The sequence below is a fragment of the Rhizobium sp. CAU 1783 genome (genome assembly GCF_054551725.1).
In genome coordinates this window covers 214,541-234,064 of the sequence record NZ_JBTOLM010000004.1, presented here as the reverse complement: position 1 = coordinate 234,064, position 19,524 = coordinate 214,541, and the positions used below count along the sequence as shown (strand labels likewise).

Below are 19,524 nucleotides of genomic sequence, written 5' to 3'. Positions count from 1 at the left end.
AGATTTTCAGAGGCGTCCGAAGGACAGTGCGGCGATCACCGCAAGGCTGAAACCAATGGCCAGGGTGATGAGCGCGACACGCCGCCGCTCCCGCTCGGCCCCGATCCGGTTCTGCTTCAGTTTCGGGCGCGGCGTGTAGGCTGGCACGTCGATCGCCAGCGGGCTCGCCATCTCCATCTTGTAGGCAAGAAACCAGACCAACCCGAGCCCGGCCACCCAGAGCATCAGCGACCAGCCCCAGAGCGAAGGCATGCCGAGCGTCCAGTGGCCTTCGACGTCGGTGAAGGCATAGTTGCCGAAGATCAGGCCGGGACCGAGCGCGAGGAAGAACCAGGCAAGTGTGACCGACCAGGCTGTCGAGCGCAGCGCCCTGATCCGCGCGCTGCCGGCGAGCTGGATAAACAGAAAACGCCTTGCTTCCTCGCCTTCTTCGCCGAATCCGCGGCGCTGTGTGAAGGCCGACACGAGCAGGGTGACCGCAATATTGGCGGCCATGCCCCAGGCAGCTGAATAGATCGTCCACGGATTGCGCCCCCAGGGCAAATCAAGCCCGAAGAAGGAGAGAACCGCGATACCCAACGGGTCGGTAAGCAGGACGCCGGCAATACCAAAACCCACGCCGGTCACGACGGCTGGTCGCGTCATCCAACGCAGCCAGGTCATGCCGAGCAGGGGTACCCAGAGCTGGAAGGACAAAGGCAGGGCAAGTGAGGCCAAGAGCGTGAGCGTGACCGGCGTGAGTATCTGCATCAGCACGCTGGCGAGCAGCAGCAGGCCGATGACCACCCGTGTCACCGTCACCGTGTCCTGCCGCGACAGGCTCGAATGGAAGAAGGGCTTGTAGAGGTGGCGGACCAGCGTCTCGCCCGCGGAAAGAAGTGCGAGCCCAGCCATCAGTTGCACGCCAGCGAGGAGGCCGATGAACAGCCAGGCCGAAAACCAGGGCGACAGCGCCGACAGCAATCCCGAAAGACCGCGCCCGGGATCGACGAGCGCATGGGCACCGATGATCGCCATGCAGAAGGCGGCCAGCGCGCCGAAGGCTCCAGCCACCACCCAGGTCTGCCCGGCGGCCAGGCCGCGCGGACTTGAGGTCGACAGCACCACCTTCATGATCATCGGACTGGCCTGCAGGCCCATCAGGGTCATGGCGAAGGACAGGTTGGCAAGCGCCGTGCCCTCGTGCCCCGCAGCAGCTTCCTTGCCGATGCCCGCAGTGAATTGGACCACGCCGGCCACCAGAAAACGGGTGGCTGTCGTCGGTTCGGCCGCCATCCTTGAAAGCCCGGCGTTGAGCGCGGCAAAGCCGCCGGCGTCGATCAGCGAGAACACGGCCAGGACCACCAGCGCCGCCGCCGCCAGCACGGACTGGATCGCGCCGAGATAGCCGCTGGCGCGCATGCCGCCGATCACCACGCTTCCGAAAAGCAGTATGCCGAGGAGGCTTGATGCCATTGCCTGCGAAACCATCCCGCCGCCGAGCGCGACCATCAGTCGGGCCAGTGCCTGAAGCTGCAGGCCGGCAAAGGCAACCGCAAACAGCACCGCGACAATCGCGGTTACTGCGGTTAGGAATTCCGACCCCCAATAGGCGCGCAGCAACTCCGCCAGCGAGGAGATACGCAGGCGCTGGCCCAGCAGCCAGATCCGCTTGAAGAAGATTACCCCCGGAAGGGCCAGCGCAATGCCGGCCTGCAGCACTGCGGCAAGGCCAAAGCCGTGGCGGCCGATCTGTTCCACGCCGGCAAGCGCGGCCCATCCGGACATGCTTGCGCCAGCGATGACCAGTGCCGAAATCCACGGCGAAAGACCGTGTGCAGCGGAAAAATAGGTCTGATAGTCACCATTTGCACGGGCGCTGAGACGCGCCCAGTAGAGCGTGGCGACGGCATAGAACAATCCGTAGAGCGGCAGCCAGATCAAAGGCCTTCCTCCCGCTTGTCCATCGGCTTGATGTGGAAGCGCGAGAAGGCGCCACGCAGACCATGCCGAGTGAAGAGATAGGCAAGGAATCCGACCGCCAGCACGCCAAACAAGGTGAGGCCGGAGTAGTAGTCCGCCATCGTCAGGACACCGCCGGCCGCCGAAACGACGAAGACGAGACCCAGCACTCCATAGGCCCCGATTCCAAGCGCCGCTTCGCCCTGAGTGAAGCCGGTGTCGAATATTCCATTGACAATGATATGGGCTGCAAAGGCGACAACAATGAGAAGCACGCCTGCTGACGACAACGACCAGAGGTCATCCTTCATGCCCTCGAGGAATACGCCGAGACCGAGGAAACCAAGGACGGCCCAGATTGCAAAGATCAGGACGGCACGTTCGATGTGAGGACCGGTTGGGTTCATGATACGATTTCCTGCGTTTCCTCAGAGGGAAGTCTCCGGCCGGGAACGTCCCGGCCGGCGTTTGCCGGATCAGTTCGGACGACCCTTTTCCTCGACCGTCGGCGCGGCCGCGGACGGCTCGGTATAGACGACCTTGGAGAGGTCGCTCAGCGTGTGCGGCCGATGAACCGTTTCGGCAGTCAGTCCGATCTCGCCGAGAAGCGTGTCGACAAAGGGGGCCTGCGTGCGGTAGCGCAGCGCCGAGCTGACGACCTGTTCGGCAAGGTTTCCATCCCGCGGCGAGCCACCTTCGACCCCTTGCATCATGGTCGAGCTGCCATGGCCGGAGAGACCGGGCAGTCCCTCCACATGCATGATCTTGATGCCTTCGATCTTCTCCATGGGCTTGACGCTTTCGCGGATGATCGCGGGCAGGTTTTCGACCAGCGCCTTGTGCAGGGCCGAACGCCGGCTGGCGTCGGTACGCATGTTCTCCGCCGCGTTGAGCTTTTCCTTGCCCTCTGCCTCGACCTTCATGCGGGCTTCAAGCGCTGCGACCGCGATGCGGTCGGCATCGGCCTTGTCCTTGGCCGCCACCTTTTCCGCTTCCGCGAGGATGCGAACACGCACGGCTTCCGCTTCCGCGGAACGTTCGGCCTCGATGCGCTCGATGGCCTTCTGGCGGTTGGCGATCTCGGTGTCGCGGATCGTCAGCACGCGTTCCTGGGCCTCGACCATGGCAGCACGGGCCTGCTCTGCCTGCGCCTGTGCCTCGGAGCGCTCCTTGGACTTCAGCGAGACCGCGATCTCGCGAGTCTGCTCCTCGATCTGGATCGTCTCGCGCCGGCGGATCTCCAGCATCTCGACTTCGCGTTCCATATCGATGCGGCTGCGTTCGACGGCTTCGCGCTCCTTGAGCTTCACCGCTTCGATCTCGCGTTCCCTGAGGGCATTCTGTGCGGCAATTTCGGACTTCTTGGCCGCCCGTTCGATCGCCACCTGGGCCTCGTGCGACAGGCGGGCATATTCACTGTCCCGCTCGATTTCGAGACTGCGCTTCTCGGCCTCGAGGTTCTTGGCACGGATGGCGACGGCGGTATCTTTCTCGATGTCGTTGCGCTTCTTCTTGCGGCTCTCGATCTGCTCGGTCAGGCGCGTCAGACCTTCGGCGTCGAAGGTGTTCGAAGGATCGAACAGCTTGATGTCGGTCTGGTCGAGAGAGGTCAGCGAGACGGACTCAAGCTCGAGGCCGTCAAGCGCCAGGCTTTCCGCCACCTCCTGCTTGACCTCCTTGACGAAGGCCTGGCGGCTTTCATGGATATGCTCGAGCGTCATCTTGGCGGCGGCACCCCCCATGGCGTCGACGAAGCGACCCTGGATCAGGTCCTTCAGTTGCTCCGCGTTCATGGTACGGTTTCCGAGGCTGCGGGCGGCAGTAGCCACTGCTTCGGTGTTCGGCGAAACGCGGACATAGAACTCCACGGTTAGCTCGACACGCATGCGATCCTTGGTGATCAGCGATTTTTCGCGGGCACGCGTCACTTCCAGCCGCAGCGTATTCATATTGACTTCAGTGAGGTCGTGCAGGATCGGCAACACCAGCGCACCGCCGCCCATGACGACCTTCTCGCCACCGAAGCCGGTGCGAACGAAGCTCACGTCCTTGGTGGAACGGCGATAGAGCCAGTGCAGAAGATAGGCGGCGACAGCGATGACGATGGCCGCCAGAATGATGATGGCAATGACGTCTGCACCCTTCATGGACGTATTCCTTTTGAATGAGCAGGGGTTTCAGGCAGATGATGGAATTCAGGCACGGGCGCTCTCCTCCGTGACGAGGAAGGCGGTCGCGAGGACGGCTATGCCGAAGGCCATGCGGTTGAGGATGTCGGCGACATTGTAGGCAACCGAGAGGCTGCCATCGTCGACCATGCCGGCAAAGGCAGTGAGAAAGTTGCCGAGCGGATAGATGGCCCAGCCGATGGTAACGATCAGTCTCAGCCAGAAATAACCGCGACGCAGGTGGTCGCCGGTAGAGGCACGGACGACGTCATCCATGCGGCCGAAATAGAACTCGCCGAGCAGATAAAGCCAGAAGACCAGCCCGATCAGGAAGGCAAGTGTCGGATGCATGAACTGCGCCTCGCCGAGATAGCGGACGAAGACCATCAGCGCGGAGACCACCGTGAGACGCCAGAAGAGCCCGGCCGTCAGTCTTCCGGCGGTGCGCGCAAGGAAGAAGAGCGCGATCACCTGCAGCGGCATGGATATCGACCAGCCCACGTAGTGATAGACCACCGGCACGCCCTGGCCGGCGAGCCAGGCCTCGCGCGCTTCGTAGACGGAGCCGATGCCGATCAGCGCCGCAATTGCGCAGAGCGCCACGGGGATCCGCCATTTCTGGCCCACCCAGGCTGCGCCCATCAGCAGAAGCACCGTGGTCGCGGCCAGGCCGAACAGGGCGACAGAAAAGCTCGCCGCAGTCAGGTCGGATGTCTGGTAGACCACCATGGTTATTGTCCCCCTTGAAGGAAAATGTCGTGTCGCATTGGGTTCTCCCTAAATCTGCGTCCGGATGTGCGGCGACCGTGCGTAGAGCGCCACCATGGGCAGGATGAGCAGGCCGAAGATGAACTGCTGCCATTTGAAATCGAGGCCGATGCCGACCAGGAAGCTCGAGAGCACCTGGAGGACGAGCACGCCGATGACGGTAAATCCGTAGCCCCCGGCTCCGCCGAGAAGCGACGTACCCCCGACCACCACGGCCGCCAGCGTCAGGAACAGGTATTGGTCGCCCACTCCGATGAAGCCGCCACCTGACCAGCCGAGCAGCAGACCGCCGGTGAGCGCGGCAAAGAAGCCGGAAAGCGCATACATCATGACCCAGTAGCGCATCTCCGAGATCATCACCCGGCTGGCGGACGTCCTGTTCACGCCGAGCGCGTAGAGGTAGCGTCCATAGACCGTCGTCCTCAGGCCGATGATCAGGATCAGCGCGATGACAGCCCAGATAAGGATGACCGGCGGGAACGGCAGTCCGAAGGTGGACCCGTTCATCGCGGAAATGTTGGAGAGCCATGCCGGCACCGTGCCGAATACGTTGCCGGAATAGGCCGAGCCGATCGACGTGACGATCTGCACACCGCCGGAAATCGCAAAGCCGGTACCGAGCGTGACGATCAGCGCCTGCCCCTGCAGACGATAGCTGAGCAGGCCGTTGATGACCCCGAGAACGGTGCCGATGAGGAGCACGATCAGCGTGGCGAGCCATGGCGGGACGCCGAGGCCGATCAGATACAGCAGTCCCACATTGGCACCGCCGATGATGAAGGGGATGGAGAGATCCAGACCGCCGAGCAACGCGACCAGCGTCTGGCCGATCGAAGCGATACCGAGGAACGAGGCGAACAGCAGCATCGACTTGATGTTGTTGCCCGAGGCAAAGCCCTCGATGTTCATCGAACCGACCGAAAACAGGCCCGCAAGCACCATGATGCCGATAAAGGCGGAACGGTTCTGCTGGAACTGCCGGCCGAGAGTGCGGGTGAGCACGAGGATGGCGAGCAGGATCAACAGCGAGATCACGTTCCAGATGTTGAAGAAGCCTTCGATGGAAAGCGACAGCAACAGGAAGGCAGCGAGCACGAGCGCAAGGCCGATCAGCGGCCAGCGATATTGCACCCAGGCCTGCCGCAGCGGGCTCGGTCCGTCCGTGGCGAGCGGCTCGCTCTCGACGAACTGGCCGATGACATAGCGCCACGCCCAAACCGAAAGCGCCAGCGTGGCGACGGCGGAGAGGATGACGACCTGGACGGCCATGCCCTGCGCAAAGCCGAAACCGGCGCCCAACGCCGCAAGCAGGATGGCGATCACGAGGCCGAGAATGCGCGCCGGAAGGCTGATTGGGGGCAGCTTTTCCATCAGTTTACGGCCTCCGTGCTGCTGGGCATGGCGTTTTCATGCATGACCCAGGCGCCACCGAGGACGAGGGCTCCAACAATGACCGCAACGGCGGGTCCGATCGTGCGCCGGCTCGACTGGCCGACCGCAAGTCGCAGGAACACCGCGAGGATCACCAGCAGAATGACGAAGAACACCAACGGGGCAGCCTCAAGCCGGAGCGCCTGCGTTTCCGGCGAGAGCGTGGCGATCTCGAGCGGCCCGGTCAGCGCCGCCTGCATGTCCATCGGTCCCGGAAGATAGGCCGGTGCCGCGCCGAGGCTCGCGTAGTCGAAGGTGGCATGAAGGATGATCCCGAGTACGACCACCGACAATGCGATGAAATAGAGCAGAGGCGAGAAGTTGCGGATGTAGCGCTGAATGACCGGGATCAGAAGCGTCAGCAGCAGCGAGATCACCAGGATGGCGCCATAGGCGAGATTGGTGACGAAGCTCTGCACGGCCCCGAAGTTGAAGGTCGAGAGCACATAGGTGATCATGTAGAGGTTGAGCGCGCCCAGCGCCGATCCGAAGACGCCGCCGCGACCACCCGCGAGCGAGGCGCCGCCAAGCACCAGCGCGGTCACCGCGATCAGGGTGTAGGTCGTGCCCTGCGAAGGGTCGCCGGACGAAATCAGCGCCGTGAAGCAGATCGAGGCAAGGCCGGCAAAGCAACCGGAAATGAGATGGGCACCGATGCGCACCACCGTGATCGGCACACCGGACGTGTAGGCCGCGCGTTCGTCCGAACCCATCAGGCGCAGATGCGTGTAGAAAGCGGTCGCGGTGAACAGCAGCCAGGCCAGGGTGGCGACGATGAGGATGATCAGCACCGGCGAAAAGATCGAGGTACCGTAACCCCATTCCGCCATGAAGGGCGGCGCCATGCCGCCGGGCCGCGGCAGGATTACGAGGTTGATGCCCGACAGCGCCAAATAGCCGGACAACGAAACGATGATCGGTTGCACGCGGACATAGATGACGATCAGCGCAAAGATGAACTGATAGACGGCCCCGACGATCATGCAGTAGAGAAATACCGGGATGGGGTTCTCCAGCATGCCCGCGGCATGGAGCTGGATCATCGTTACGTTGATGAAGCCGATCAGCGGCCCGACCGACAGGTCGACAGTGCCGCGGCCGGCGATCGTGGAGGCCATCAGCGCATAGGTGGCAAGGATCAGCGGCGTCACCACGATGATCGCGGCACCGATACCGGACGCCGTCATCAGGCTCGGCGTCCGCAGCACCGCGATGGAGAGCAATGCGAAAAACAGCGTGATCGGCATGAGCAGGAACGGATTGGACCGCCCGCCCTGCAGTTCTGCCTTGGCCGTCGTCGTCTGGGATATCTGGGTCGCGGGCAGGCTCATCGGCGCCCTCCTTCGATCCGGACACCGTTTTCACCGAACTCGACGATCCGGATGGGCTTCACGGCCGGTATGCTCTTGGCGTGCTGCGTGGAGATTTCCGGCGACACGTCGACCGTTGCCGGTGATGCGGTCCCCGCCGCCTGCACGATGGCCTGGGACAGCGGATTTGGCTTGAGATCTGCGGGCACGTCGACACGAATGCGAACGCCGTCGCCGGGAAGAGGCCCCGACGGTGCGGCGGCCGTGCCGGCGGCTCGTGGTGCGCCGGGGCGCAGTCCAAAGGTAGCCGAGGCAAGGCCCTCCCCACCGGTCTGGCCGAACATTGCCTCCAGCACCCGCTTGGGCTCGAGGCCCCGACCATCGAACGCATCGAACGGTGCGCCGTCGCGGAAAACGATCACGCGTGTGGCGAAGCCCAGGAATTCCTCGATCTCGGAAGAGAGGTAGATCACCGCCCGGCCCTCTTCCGCATAGTTGCGCAGGTGCCGGTAAAGCTCGGTCTTGGCCCCGACATCGATGCCACGCGCGGGATCGTTGAGGATGATGACGTCCGGTCGCATGGCAAAGCCGCGACCGATCAGCACTTTCTGCTGGTTGCCACCGGACAGCGAGGTGATCCGGTCCTCCTTGACGCCGAACTTGATCAGCAGGTTGTCGGCCTCGCGCTTGAACAGGGTCGACAGAGTGCCGCGATCGATGAAGCCGAGGATGCCGCCACGCTTCTTCTCCCGGTAAAGCGGCATCACCATGTTCTCGAAGATCGAGAGCGAGGCGAAGATGCCCTCGCGCTTGCGGTCGCCGGAGACATAGGCGACCTTGTTGGCGACGGCTTCGGCGAGATTGCGCACCGGCTGCCAGCTTCCGTCGCGCGACGCGACCTGGACCATTCCTTGCGAGGCGCTCATGACGCCGGCAAGCACGCGGACGAAGGCGTCCTGACCCTGTCCATCGAGGCCGGCAATGCCGAGCACCTCGCCGCGGCGCAGATCGAAGTCGAACGGTTTCGAATTCGGCCAGACCGCAAGCTTGCGCGCCTTCATCGCTCGCTCTGAATTCGTGGGCACCGGCGCTTCCGCATGACCGTGACCGCCCGAGCGGTCGTCTCCGGTCATCAGTCGCAGCAGGTTCTTTTCGGTAATGTCTGCCTTTTCGAGCACACCCACGTCGCGGCCGTCGCGAAACACGGTAGCACGGTCGGAAATGCGCACCAGCTCGGCAATGCGGTGGGTGACGATCAGAATGGTCGTACCGCGATCCCGCAGAGCTCGCATGCGGGCGAACAGTCGCTCGGTGGAATCGAAATCGAGGGCCGCGGAGCTTTCGTCGAGGATCAGGATCTTCGGTTCGGAGAGAAGCGCACGGGCAATCGTGATCCACTGCTTCAGCCCGAGCGGCAGGGTTCCGACCAGCGCATGCGGATCGATCGGCTCGCCTGAAAGCTCTTCCATGAGTTCGGCGGCCCGGGCCACCTTGCGGTCCTGGGAAAGCGTCTTGGAAAAGAGGCGGTCGGAGCCCATGAAGATGTTGTCGACGACGGAGCTTTCATCCGCCACCAGCACTTCCTGATAAACGGTGGAAATGCCGAGCGCCCGGCTTTCCGCCGGGGTGGACGGCGTCTCGCCGAGGATGGAGACTGTTCCGCTGTCGACCGGCAGGATGCCGGAGACGACCTTCGCCATGGTGCTCTTGCCGCAACCATTGCCGCCGACGATGGCATGGATCTCACCCGCCCGCGCAGAGAAGGAAGCACCGTCGAGCGCCCGGGTCGGCCCGAAATACTTCTTCACGCCACGCACCAGGATTGTCTCCCGGCCGGCAGGCTGTGCGATTTCTGGAGCAATGGACGTCATGGATCTACCCATCCGGTCGCGGTGCGGCCGATGAAACGAAGGAAGCTGCAATTGAGAGGGGTTCAAAACGGGGCTGGTCGCGCCGGATTGCGGCGAAGCCAGCCCCGGTCAGTCACGGCTTGAAGGCGCGCGGATCGGCCGGGTGCAGGAAGAAGTCGTCCAGATAGGACGGATCATAGCCCCAGCGTTTCGAACCGACCTTCAGCCATTCGGCGCTGTCGAGATTGCAATTCTCGTCCATCACCTTGGTCAGGTCTTCATGGGTGAGCTTCACCGGATCGACGAGGATCGACTGTACCTTCGGACCCTGGCCCTGCAGGGTACGCATCATGATATGCCACATCAGCTCGATGTCGTCGGCCGGCGGCCAAAGCTGGAAGGCGGCATTGATGTAGTTCGGATTCTTGCGCCAGTGGCAGAGTGCACCGAGCTCGCCGCCGATCGCAACCGGGATCTCGCCGCGGCCAGCCTGCTGAACGGCACGCAGAACGCCCATTTCCGCTGCCGACTGGACGACGATGCCATCGAGCTTGCCGGGGTTGGTGGCGAGCCATTTCTGCACTTCGCCCTGGGCAACCTGGTCCGTCCACATGCCGGCGACGGAACCGACCACCTTGATGTCGGGGGCAGATGCAAGGCCCGCAAGCACACCGCGGTTCTGGCTGTCGGAACCGGACGTGCCCGGAATGCCCTCGACCACGAGAACATTGCCCTTGCCGCCGAGCTGATCGGCCATAGCCTTGCCGATCTCGTAGCCACCGACCTGATAGTTGACCGACGAGTTGACGGCGTATTCGGAGGTCAGGTAGCCGGTCATCGAGAAGACCGGAACGCCCTTGTCCGCCGCATATTTCACAGATGCGTTCAGCGCCGTCGGATTGGAGCAGCAGAGGATGATGGCGTCCGCACCCTGGTCGACCAGCTGGCGGATCTGCTGGATCTGCGTGGAGTCATTGAGGTTGGACTGCGTGACCACGACTTCGGACAGCAACCCGAGCTTCTGCCATTCGGGCACGATCACGTTCTGCAGCTCGTCCATGGCGGCAGCGCGCCAGGTATTGCCGGCATAGGAGGAAGCGTAGCCAATCTTCCACGGCGGCCCCTTCTTCGGCTTGAAATCGCGCCATTTGCTGGGGCCGATCGGCTGCATCGGGTCCAGCATGTCCTTGTTGTAAAGCCGCTTGGCGACGTCGGGGTTCAACTCGTCGACACCCTCGGCGAGCACACCGGTGGCGGAAACGGCGATGAGCGCCGCTGCGCACAGCAATTTGCGTAACATTCCAACTCTCCTCCTAGTTGTGGACGGATGATCCCGTCCCGCGATCAGTCGTAGAAATCCTGCGGGGACTTTCGGAACCCCGGCCAGGTGACAGGGTCATGGCCGGTCACGACCATGGCATTCGTGTCGTGGGCGATGCCCCGAAGCTTGGCGACCGAGTCCGCCGCCTGCATCGACGAGGTGACGAGTCCGGGCAGCGCCCGGTTTTCCCAGTGATCCACGGTATAGGCGGCATCGATCGTGAGCAGGATCGGCCCGCTTTCCGGCAGCGTGATCAGGAAGGACTGGTGGCCCGGGGAGTGACCAGGCGTGAAGATCATCCGCACGGTGCCATCGCCGAACAGGTCGTAGTTGTCGGTGAATTCGCCGCCGAGGAACTTCCAGTTGAGGCCCGGGCGGTCGAAATCGGCGCGGATATAGGCGCCGGCCGAAAACCAGTGCGGCTTGAAGGCATATTCGTATTCGCTGCGCTGAACGATATGCTGGGCCTTCGGGAAGCGGCCGATCGCACCGGTATGGTCGAGGTGCAGGTGCGACTGCACGACATAACGCACGTCCTGCGGGCTCACATCGACCATCTTCAGCTGGTCGACACAGTTGTCCGCGACGGACATCACCGGGTCATAGGCGTCCACCACGGCGCCCCAGTGACCGCGCTTGTCGATCGCGGTCTCGACCGCATTGCCGCCATCGATGACAACGTTGCCCTGCGGATGCTTGATCAGGAACCACGGCACGGGGATCTCGAACTCATCCTCTCCCTGGTTCATCTTGATGTACTTGGTCTTGGTCTTCAGCGTTCCGGTCTGGAACATGTGCAATTCGATCCCCGAAGACTTGCGACGCGTGCGGGTCGCTTCCTTCGGGGCCGGGGAGAAACTGGGGCGCGGCGCCAGAGATGACGTCGTGGCGGGACGCGAGGGGGCGGATGCCTCGGTCTCGATGCGTCGCCCCTTGTCGTCGAATTCAATGATCTTCATGGATGATTTCCCGCTTTCGGAATCGGTTTCAGGTGCGCGCTTCGACAAGTCGAAGCGCCTCTTTCAGATAGACGGCGAACAGCGGATAGTTCTCTGACATCGGAAAATGGCCGATGTCCTCCATTTCGATGTAGATGCCGCCGGGGATCTGGCGGGCGGTGTTTTCCGTCGCTTCGGGCGGCGTGAGATAGTCGTAGGTTCCGGTCATCATGATGACGGGGCAGCGCTTCGTATCGATGTTCCCAAGCTTGCCGCGCAGGTCGTGGTCGATGGAATAGAAGAACAGGTCGCCCTTGAAGGCTTCGGAACCCTGTGTGTAATAGTGCCAGGTCAGCCACCGATCCATGTCCGGGCTCTGCGGCGCCATTAGGTCCCAGACGCCGCTGGCGCAGACCTGCGCCGCATTGGCATGGGGATGACGCCACCAGTCGAGATAGAAGCCGGGCGCGTGTTCGGCCGCCTCGACGGGAATGACGGCGCGGAACTTGTCCGGATGATGCAGGGCCAGCTGCAGAGCCACGTTGCCGCCGAAGCTCGATCCCATGAAGATCGGCCGGTCGAGTTCCAGCGCATCGCAGAGCGCTATGATGAAGTTCATGTAGTGACGCGCGGTCAGTACGTATTCTTCCTTCCACCACTCCTTGTTGAGCGGCGGATCGGACTTGCCGTGGCGTGCGAGGTCGTAGGCGATCACGTCGTAGCGACTGGTGATCGACTCGTCCTCAAGCAGGCCCCGCCACTGGTGATTGTGGCAGCCCGCGGTGTGCTGGCAAACCAGCGGAACGCCGCTGCCATTCCTGAGATAGAAGACCTTGTATTCGTAGCCGTCCACATCGATTGTGACGTAACGACCGATAACGGGGGAGTGCTTGGCCATTCCGGTTATTCCTGTAGGTAATGGGGACGTCGTCAGACCGGCACGCCGACCTTGCGGAGCAACTCGAACTGGACGGTGAAATTGCGCAGGTTCTGCATCATCACGAGGATGTTGCCCTCGATCTTCAGGTCGCGGCGGAAGCTGGCCGACCAGATGCCGTGATACATCGGCTCCGGTATGGGCTTGGCGAACTCGCGCCAGGTGCCCGCACTTGCCCGAAGCGCAAAGTCATAGGCGTCAAGCGGTTGAGGGTCGGTATTGATGCTGTGCACCTTGCCGTCCCGGACATCGACGATGACCTTTGCCGAGCCCATGTCCCAGAGGTAACGGCAAGTGAAATACCGGGCCATGGCACCGATCGTCGGATCCCGGTCCGATGCCTCGCCGAAACGGACAGCCCAGTCTCGCACGCTCATGACCATGCCTGAAACCTCCAGCGCTTCATTTCACACGGCCCTCGCAAGCGGGACCGAATCCTGTATTTCGATAATCGTTCAATATATTGAACACTTTTCATTGGACTGGACGCTAGTCGGCAGGCTATACGAATGTCAAGAAGAAAAATGACGCCCCACCAAATCTGCGGATCGCTTCATGGCTTCAACGGACACCAAGGCACATCAGTCGCCCGCGCTTGAACGCGGCGCTCGCATCCTCGACGTCGTGGCGCGTTCGAAGACCTTTCTGAACCTCTCCGATCTTTCCCGTGAACTGAAGATTGCGCGTTCCAGCGTCCATTCCCTTTGCCAGACACTCGTCAATCTCGAGCTGCTGATCCGGCGCCCGGACCAGACCTTCCAGCTCGGACCGCATCTGATGCGCTGGTCGAACGCCTTCACGCTGCAATCAGACGTGGCCACCGAGTTCGCCGCCATTTGGGACCAGGAAACGGGGTTGCCTGGCGCCACGATCACGCTGACCGTGCAAGATGGTGCGGAAGTCGTCTACATTGCCGCCCGCAACAACGCGCGCGCGCACTCTTCCCTCGAATTCCGGGTTGGCATGCGCCTTCCCGCCGCCTTCACCGCAACGGGCAAGGCCTTTCTCAGCCACATGAGTGACTACGAGGTACGTCGTCTCTATGCCCAAGGCCTTCCGGAGGCACGGACGGGCCACAGCGTCCGCAGCGTCGACGAGCTCTTGACCGAACTGCGCGCCGTCAGACGCGACGGATACAGTTGCGACGAGGAGCAGATTGTCGAAGGCATGATTTGTTTCGGCGCAACGGTGCTGGATTCGCGCAATCGACCGATCGCAGGCGTCGCCGTCAGCCTCTCGATGGATGCCGATGCCATGGCAGACCGTTCCTCGATCATCGACAACGTGCTGCAGATGGCCGCCCGGCTCTCCCATCGCATGGGAGCGGATCTCTCTATCGCCGGCGAGGTGGGGAGCCGCGGTCGGCCCCCGCGCGAACAAAAATGAGATTCTGGGGCAAGTTCCGGCGGGGCCTGGGGCTTATCGCCCTCCCCTGTTGATGCCATGATCCTAACGGGCCGGCGCTGATCTGCAAGAGCAGGGATGCCGGCGGCTCATCCTTGGGAGGGGATCAATGCTGTATTTCAGACAGGACCGGAGCGCGATTGCCGCACGCATGGCGAGATTGCCGGCTTGGAGGCGCCAGATTGTCGAGACGGATGCGGGCAGCATCGACGTCTTGGACATTGGTAAGGAAGCGCCACGCGCCATCCTGCTCATCACGCACGGGCTGGGAAGCCTCGAATCCTTCCAGGAAATCGCCGAGGCGCTGGAGGCTCGCTATCCCGCTCGACGCATCATCGCCTATTCCCGTCCCGGCCGCGGATCGAGTCCTGCAAGTCCCGGGATCGAGGCGAACGACCATCTCACCCACGAGTCGCTGTGGGTGCTCCCTGCTATCCTGCGGGCACTCGGCATCACCTCGGCGGACATCGTGGCCCACAGCGACGGCGTGGCGGTAGCCATGCTGTTTGCCTGCTCCCATCCCTCGATGGTCGAGCGGATCGTGGCACTCTCGCCGCAGGTTCATGCCGACTGGCAGTTCGTCGCCACGACCGGCGACCTTCTGGCGGATTCCCGTTTCAGCGATGACATCGCCCGCTTGGAGGCCGAGCATCTGGATCCCGAGCTTGCGGTTCGTTGCTGGGCCGCCGCGCGCGAGGCGCTGGCTGCGCGCCCCGACCATGTGCTCGCTCGCCTCGCCACGCTCGGCGCCCCTCTGCTCCTGGTCCAGGGGCTGAATGATGAATACGGTGCCCATCAGCAGATGTCGGCACTGTCAGCACACGTTCGGGGACCGATGAAGTGGGTAATCCTGCGCAATGACGGCCATTTCCCGCAGCATGACAGCACGGAAGTGGTGCTCGACCTGATTTGCGGTCATCTGGAGGACATCGAATGGAAATCCGGGAGCGGCCGCGTGCGGACCCGCGCCGCCCGCTGATGCCGATGCGCGCGCAGCAACGCCCACGCGCTTACATGCCTCGCTCAGCCGGCCAGTTCCGCGCCCAGGCGCTGCGAAAGGCGCGTCGCGAGCCCGCGTGCGCTGGCGCTGAACTCCCTGACCGCATCTTCCGGAAGATCTTCCGAATTGACGCTGATCAGCACGGCGGCCACGGTTCGATTCAACGAATTGAGAACCGCGGCAGCGAAATTTGTTACGCCACGCTGGCATTGCCCCACGTCGATTGCGACGCCATCGGCACGCACCGCCTTCAGCTCTTCGAGAAATTCGCCAACGTCGGTGATCGATCGCTCCGTCAACCGCTCCGGAAAAGCCTTCAAAGCCCGATGAATGTCATGATCGGGCCAGCGCGCGATCATCGCCTTGCCCGCCGCGCAAAAGACTGCCGGAAGTCGCATGCCCGGTCGGACAGTGATATGCTCGAGCGCGCTTCGCTGCCGCGCCGCGATGAACACCACGTCCGTCTCGTCCAGAATGCACAACGACACCACCGAATCCCTGAACTCGTCGGTCTGGTCCCAGAGAGCTGCGAACTCGGCAGCGATGTCCGTCTGCCGCTCAAAGGCGTTCGACCATCTCAACAGATGCGGACCGAGCACGAAGGTCTGGTCCGGCCGGCGAATGAGAAGCCCGAGATGCAGGAGCGTCGTGCAGAGTCCGTGCACAGTGCTCTTCGGAAGGGACGTCTCGCGCGCGAGATCGGAAACAGTGAGGTAGCGCTTGGAGGCGGACACGATGTCAAGAATGATGGACGCGCGTTCCACGGCAGGAACCAGCCTCAGTCGCGTGGACTCTTCTTCGTCCAACTGCCGTCTCCCACCTCTCGTGCCCTGTCGCCTATCGTATCGCTTCGCGCCTTTGCTAAGTCAATTCACGACTTGAATGACTGCAGCAGTTCTGTTCTCTTTCAAACTGGAAACTTGGTAATCGAGCAATCATGACGTCAGCCGTGCGTGTCATGTTGGGAAGTTTTGGTCGGGTTGCGCTTGTCGAGCTCGAGCACTGCCTCGTGCGCCACGCTCATCCCCACTGTCACATGCTGTTCAAGGTCGGCGGAGCGGATTCGAACTTCATCGTCGATGATGTCGCGGCGCCACTGACGGATTATTCGGTGGTGCTGGTGGATGCCTGGCGGCCCCACGAGTTCGTCTACCGACCCGGCCAGCCGCCCACGCAGATCATAGCACTTTATATTGATTCCGACTGGCTCGCAGCTTTGAGCGCAGATCTCGGCGATTTCAACCCGATGGACTTCTTCAAGTCGAATTCGGGACATGTCTCGCGTGACGCCTATCGCATCCTGATGGCGGTCGTCGATTGCCTGAGCGGCGTGTCTCCGTCACGGACGGATGTGGAGTTCCTGCTCAGCCAGTTGGTCTTGACCACAATCTCGCGAGCCGGCGCCGCGGGCCATGCCGTCGCCAAATCCGGCCGGCCGCATCTCTTCGACTGGCGTATCCGCAAGGCAGTCAAGTTCTTCCAGCAGAACAACGCCGATTTCGACACCATCGACCAGGTCGTGGCAGAGATCGGCATGAGCCGGGCAAATTTCTTCCGCCAGTTCAAGGCATGCACGGGCATGTCGCCAGGCCTGTTCCAGAATGTGGTGCGGCTCGAACAGGCGATCCGCCTCACGGTGGTCTCTCAGGAGACGCTCAGCGCGGCTGCAAGCAGCCTCGGCTTCTCCGACCCGGCCCATTTCAGCCGCTTCTTTCGCAATCACACTGCCGTCTCGCCCCGCCTCTACCGCCAGGGCGCTTCCGACTGGCTTTCCCGCTGACGTCTCAAACCTATCTGGCTGACGAAACCGGAGACCGCCTCCCGCGTCAAGCAACGTTGCGATGCCGTCATGAACTGGGCTGCTGCGAACGGGTTCATCGGGGCAAGCCCCGTCGGTGTGGTCGACAAATTGCTGCCGAAACAGCCGGGCAAACGCGAGCGCGTTGAACACCAGCCTGCGCTGCCGTGGAGATTACTGCCGACCTTCTTGAGCGGCGTCCTTCACGCGGGCGAGACCAACATAACCCGTCATATGCTGGAGCTTCTCATCCTGGCGGGCTGTCGCTCCGGCGAGCTTCGATATATGGAATGGCAAGAGATCGACTTTTCTAACGCAATCTGGACGGTGCCGGCGCCGCGAATGAAGGCCAAGGTGGCGCATCGCGTGCCACTGGGACCGCGGGCAATCGAGATCCTCGAAGAACGTCTTGAACAATCGGAAACCGGGGAAGGGTTGCGGCAGCGGGGTCTGAAATGGCGCTGCCGGCCAGCTTTGCTCACGATTCTGGTCCGAACAATCGATGCTCGTGAACGGGAACAAACCGCTGTTTTTCAGCGTGGCTAACACATTAAAATTTCGCGGCTACACGCCTTCGCCGCGCAAGCAGACTGATGGAACTGTCCTGGTCGGAAGTTTAGCAAGGCAGGTCGGCGATTAGCCGTCACCCTGCCTTACCTCGCTGATTGTAGTCCCAGAAGAACACTGGCTCCCATGGGACGACTTGTTCTTCAGGCCGCGTTAGAAACTCTTCAGCCGCCGAAGCCGAAGCCGACCGGCATGTCGTCGAGCGTAATGCCGAACGATTCCAGGCTCTTCAGGATCCAGGTCTGGTTGTTGCCGATGCGGCGATTGTATTCCGCCCAGGCCGAGATGAAGCTCTTGAAGGTCTCGTCGGCCCCATAGTTGAGGGCGACGACAGACGGCGTCGACAGGACCGGGGTTGGCACCTGGACCGCGCCGATGGTCGGAGCCTTCGTGGAAATGACGAGACCGTTCAGCATGGTGTTGACGAGTGCATCGGCCTTGCCGGTCGTGACCGCGACGATCGCTTCGTCACGGGTCTTGAAGCGCAACACATTGGCCTTCGGCAGATATTGCTGGGTGATGAGGTCCTGTGCCGAACCCAGATCGACGGCAAAGGTGTATTTGGGATCGTTGAGTTCCGTCCAGGTCTTGCCCGAGAGCTCTTCCTTGGCGGAAACCAGAACGAAGCTGTTGTAATAGGTCGGGTCGGAGAAGGAAACCGACATGGCGCGAACCGGCGTTGCCGTCACGGCAAATGCCATGTCGACCTTGCCGCTTTGGACATCGAGGATGGCATTGGCCCAACTGGATTCAACCACTTCGAGCTTCACGTCCAGCGTCTTGGCGATGTCGTTGGCCATGTCGATGACGAAGCCCTGCCACTCGCCGGTGCGGGGATCCTTGGTGAAGTACGGCGTCTCGTTGAGGATCGCCGGAATGCGAAGCACGCCGCGGCTGCGAATGTCGTCGATCGTGCCCGCCGAAGCCGCGGTGCCCCCCAGCAGCGACAGCGCGACGGCCACGGCCCCACAGATCTTCGAAAACAGTGTCATGGTCTGGTTCTCCTTTGTTCCCCGGAAATCTCTTTGATGTCCGTCCTCCCCGCGCCCGATTGTCAGGAATGCGGGCTGACCGGCCGCAAATCAGCCTATCCGTGAATTGACGGGGAACAATGCTAGAGAGTCCGAGGGACTTATCGGCTTTTTTATATGTCGCCGTCAAAGCGGGGGCAGCGAAAGGTCGCTGCCGCGCGGCGCATCCAGCACCGGACCCACCAACTCACGGCCGCAGTCCTCGAACAGTTGCTGGACCATCGGGTGCTTCTGCAGGAAGCCGGCATTACCGAAATAGACGCGCACTTCTGGCAGGCTGGTGAGCCTGGTGCTGCGGATCGACACATCCTCCGGGCCGACGCACCAGGACGGGATGATCGAGAAGCCTAGTCCCTCTTCGACGCAGCGCTTGACGCTGGAACTGCCGGACGTGGAGACCGCGGGCTGGACGACCGCCCCGTCGCGTCCGAGGAAATCGACCGCCAGGTTGCGCAGGGTCTGTCCCGGTTCGTAGGTGATGAACGGTCGCCCCTCGGCCCAGCCGGGAATATCCTTCTGCTCCGGCGGCTCGCCCCAGGCCTCAGGGTAAACCAGGCTCAGCCGGTAACTGCCGAGCAGACGTTGCGGCACGACGGGGTCGCCGAAGTAGCGCTCGGAAATGCACACATCCAGGCTGCCGTTCTTCACGAGTTCGGCGAGCACCGTATCGCGCTCGTAGACGGCGAACTCCATTTCGGGGAACGCCTCACGAAAGCGGGAGAGCACACGGGGGAAGAGATAGAAGAAGATGGCCTGAGGCATCCCGACCCTCAGCGACGAGCGCTGGTTCTCGATCAGCTTGGTCAGCCGCTCGAGCATGATGTCGAGCTCTGGATGCAACAGGCTATAGAGCGCGCGCCCGCGCGGCGTGAGCGAGATGCGCTTGGCCCCCTGCTCGGAATCGATCAGCTTTCCCTGCAGGATCTGCTCCAGTCGGCGCACGTGGTTGGCCGCCGACTGGTAGCTCAGATTGAGTTCGCGGGCGGCGCCGGAAAAGGATCCGTGGCGCGCCACCTGGTAGAAGGTCTGGATGAGTGTGAGGCTGATCTTGGCCATGCAG

At 62.4% G+C, this 19,524-nt stretch carries 18 protein-coding genes; 4 read left to right on the top strand and 14 right to left on the bottom strand.

What is annotated here, in order from left to right; translation table 11 throughout:
* Positions 1–6: 6 nt before the first annotated feature.
* The 11 genes from ACX93L_RS17555 to ACX93L_RS17505 form a co-directional block, all read right to left on the bottom strand.
* Positions 7–1,923, bottom strand: a complete 1,917-nt coding sequence (locus tag ACX93L_RS17555; RefSeq protein ID WP_459406009.1) for a hypothetical protein — start codon at positions 1,921–1,923, stop codon at positions 7–9.
* The gene (locus ACX93L_RS17550; protein WP_459406008.1) at positions 1,920–2,348 is read right to left on the bottom strand and encodes a hypothetical protein; all 429 of its coding nucleotides are present in this window, start codon (positions 2,346–2,348) and stop codon (positions 1,920–1,922) included. Before ACX93L_RS17550 ends, ACX93L_RS17555 begins: the two co-directional genes overlap by 4 nt.
* Positions 2,349–2,417: 69 nt before the next feature.
* A complete protein-coding gene (locus ACX93L_RS17545) occupies positions 2,418–4,088 on the bottom strand; it encodes a flotillin family protein (protein WP_459406007.1) in 1,671 nt (556 codons plus the stop codon).
* Between the two features lie 48 nt (positions 4,089–4,136).
* Positions 4,137–4,838 carry a bacteriorhodopsin gene (locus tag ACX93L_RS17540; RefSeq protein WP_459406006.1) on the bottom strand — a complete coding sequence of 234 codons (702 nt, stop codon included), beginning with the start codon at positions 4,836–4,838 and terminating at the stop codon, positions 4,137–4,139.
* Between the two features lie 48 nt (positions 4,839–4,886).
* Entirely contained in the window at positions 4,887–6,248 is a 1,362-nt protein-coding gene (locus tag ACX93L_RS17535) for an ABC transporter permease (protein ID WP_459406005.1), read from the bottom strand.
* Positions 6,248–7,639, bottom strand: coding sequence for an ABC transporter permease (locus ACX93L_RS17530; RefSeq protein ID WP_459406004.1), 1,392 nt, complete (start codon positions 7,637–7,639; stop codon positions 6,248–6,250). Before ACX93L_RS17530 ends, ACX93L_RS17535 begins: the two co-directional genes overlap by 1 nt.
* Positions 7,636–9,489 (bottom strand): sugar ABC transporter ATP-binding protein, encoded by a 1,854-nt coding sequence (locus tag ACX93L_RS17525; RefSeq protein WP_459406003.1) that lies wholly within the window; start codon positions 9,487–9,489, stop codon positions 7,636–7,638. The genes ACX93L_RS17530 and ACX93L_RS17525 overlap by 4 nt, the downstream gene beginning before the upstream one ends.
* A 112-nt stretch (positions 9,490–9,601) precedes the next feature.
* Positions 9,602–10,768 (bottom strand): ABC transporter substrate-binding protein, encoded by a 1,167-nt coding sequence (locus ACX93L_RS17520; protein WP_459406002.1) that lies wholly within the window; start codon positions 10,766–10,768, stop codon positions 9,602–9,604.
* A 44-nt stretch (positions 10,769–10,812) separates the two neighbouring features.
* On the bottom strand, positions 10,813–11,583 hold the full coding sequence (gene attM / locus ACX93L_RS17515; protein WP_459406252.1) for an AttM family quorum-quenching N-acyl homoserine lactonase: 771 nt from the start codon (positions 11,581–11,583) through the stop codon (positions 10,813–10,815).
* 193 nt (positions 11,584–11,776) lie between these two features.
* On the bottom strand, positions 11,777–12,625 hold the full coding sequence (locus ACX93L_RS17510) for an alpha/beta fold hydrolase (RefSeq protein ID WP_459406001.1): 849 nt from the start codon (positions 12,623–12,625) through the stop codon (positions 11,777–11,779).
* Positions 12,626–12,657: 32 nt separating this feature from the next.
* Entirely contained in the window at positions 12,658–13,047 is a 390-nt protein-coding gene (locus ACX93L_RS17505; protein WP_459406000.1) for a hypothetical protein, read from the bottom strand.
* A 172-nt stretch (positions 13,048–13,219) separates the two neighbouring features.
* On the opposite strand from ACX93L_RS17505, the gene ACX93L_RS17500 reads away from it, so the two are divergent.
* Positions 13,220–14,050, top strand: coding sequence for an IclR family transcriptional regulator (locus tag ACX93L_RS17500; protein ID WP_459405999.1), 831 nt, complete (start codon positions 13,220–13,222; stop codon positions 14,048–14,050).
* Between the two features lie 127 nt (positions 14,051–14,177).
* Complete coding sequence (locus ACX93L_RS17495; protein ID WP_459405998.1) at positions 14,178–15,047, top strand: alpha/beta fold hydrolase; 870 nt, start codon at positions 14,178–14,180, stop codon at positions 15,045–15,047.
* Between the two features lie 44 nt (positions 15,048–15,091).
* Here the strand turns inward: ACX93L_RS17495 and ACX93L_RS17490 are convergent, their stop codons facing one another.
* The gene (locus ACX93L_RS17490; RefSeq protein WP_459405997.1) at positions 15,092–15,874 is read right to left on the bottom strand and encodes an IclR family transcriptional regulator; all 783 of its coding nucleotides are present in this window, start codon (positions 15,872–15,874) and stop codon (positions 15,092–15,094) included.
* Between the two features lie 152 nt (positions 15,875–16,026).
* Here ACX93L_RS17490 and ACX93L_RS17485 point away from each other — a divergent pair, with 152 nt between their 5' ends.
* Together ACX93L_RS17485 and ACX93L_RS17480 are read left to right on the top strand one after the other, a co-directional pair.
* Positions 16,027–16,848 (top strand): helix-turn-helix transcriptional regulator, encoded by an 822-nt coding sequence (locus tag ACX93L_RS17485; RefSeq protein ID WP_459406251.1) that lies wholly within the window; start codon positions 16,027–16,029, stop codon positions 16,846–16,848.
* Between the two features lie 12 nt (positions 16,849–16,860).
* On the top strand, positions 16,861–17,412 hold the full coding sequence (locus tag ACX93L_RS17480) for a tyrosine-type recombinase/integrase (protein ID WP_459406250.1): 552 nt from the start codon (positions 16,861–16,863) through the stop codon (positions 17,410–17,412).
* A 185-nt stretch (positions 17,413–17,597) separates the two neighbouring features.
* Here the strand turns inward: ACX93L_RS17480 and ACX93L_RS17475 are convergent, their stop codons facing one another.
* Positions 17,598–18,425, bottom strand: coding sequence for a transporter substrate-binding domain-containing protein (locus tag ACX93L_RS17475; protein WP_459405996.1), 828 nt, complete (start codon positions 18,423–18,425; stop codon positions 17,598–17,600).
* Between the two features lie 165 nt (positions 18,426–18,590).
* A complete protein-coding gene (locus tag ACX93L_RS17470; RefSeq protein ID WP_459405995.1) occupies positions 18,591–19,520 on the bottom strand; it encodes a LysR family transcriptional regulator in 930 nt (309 codons plus the stop codon).
* Positions 19,521–19,524: the final 4 nt, after the last annotated feature.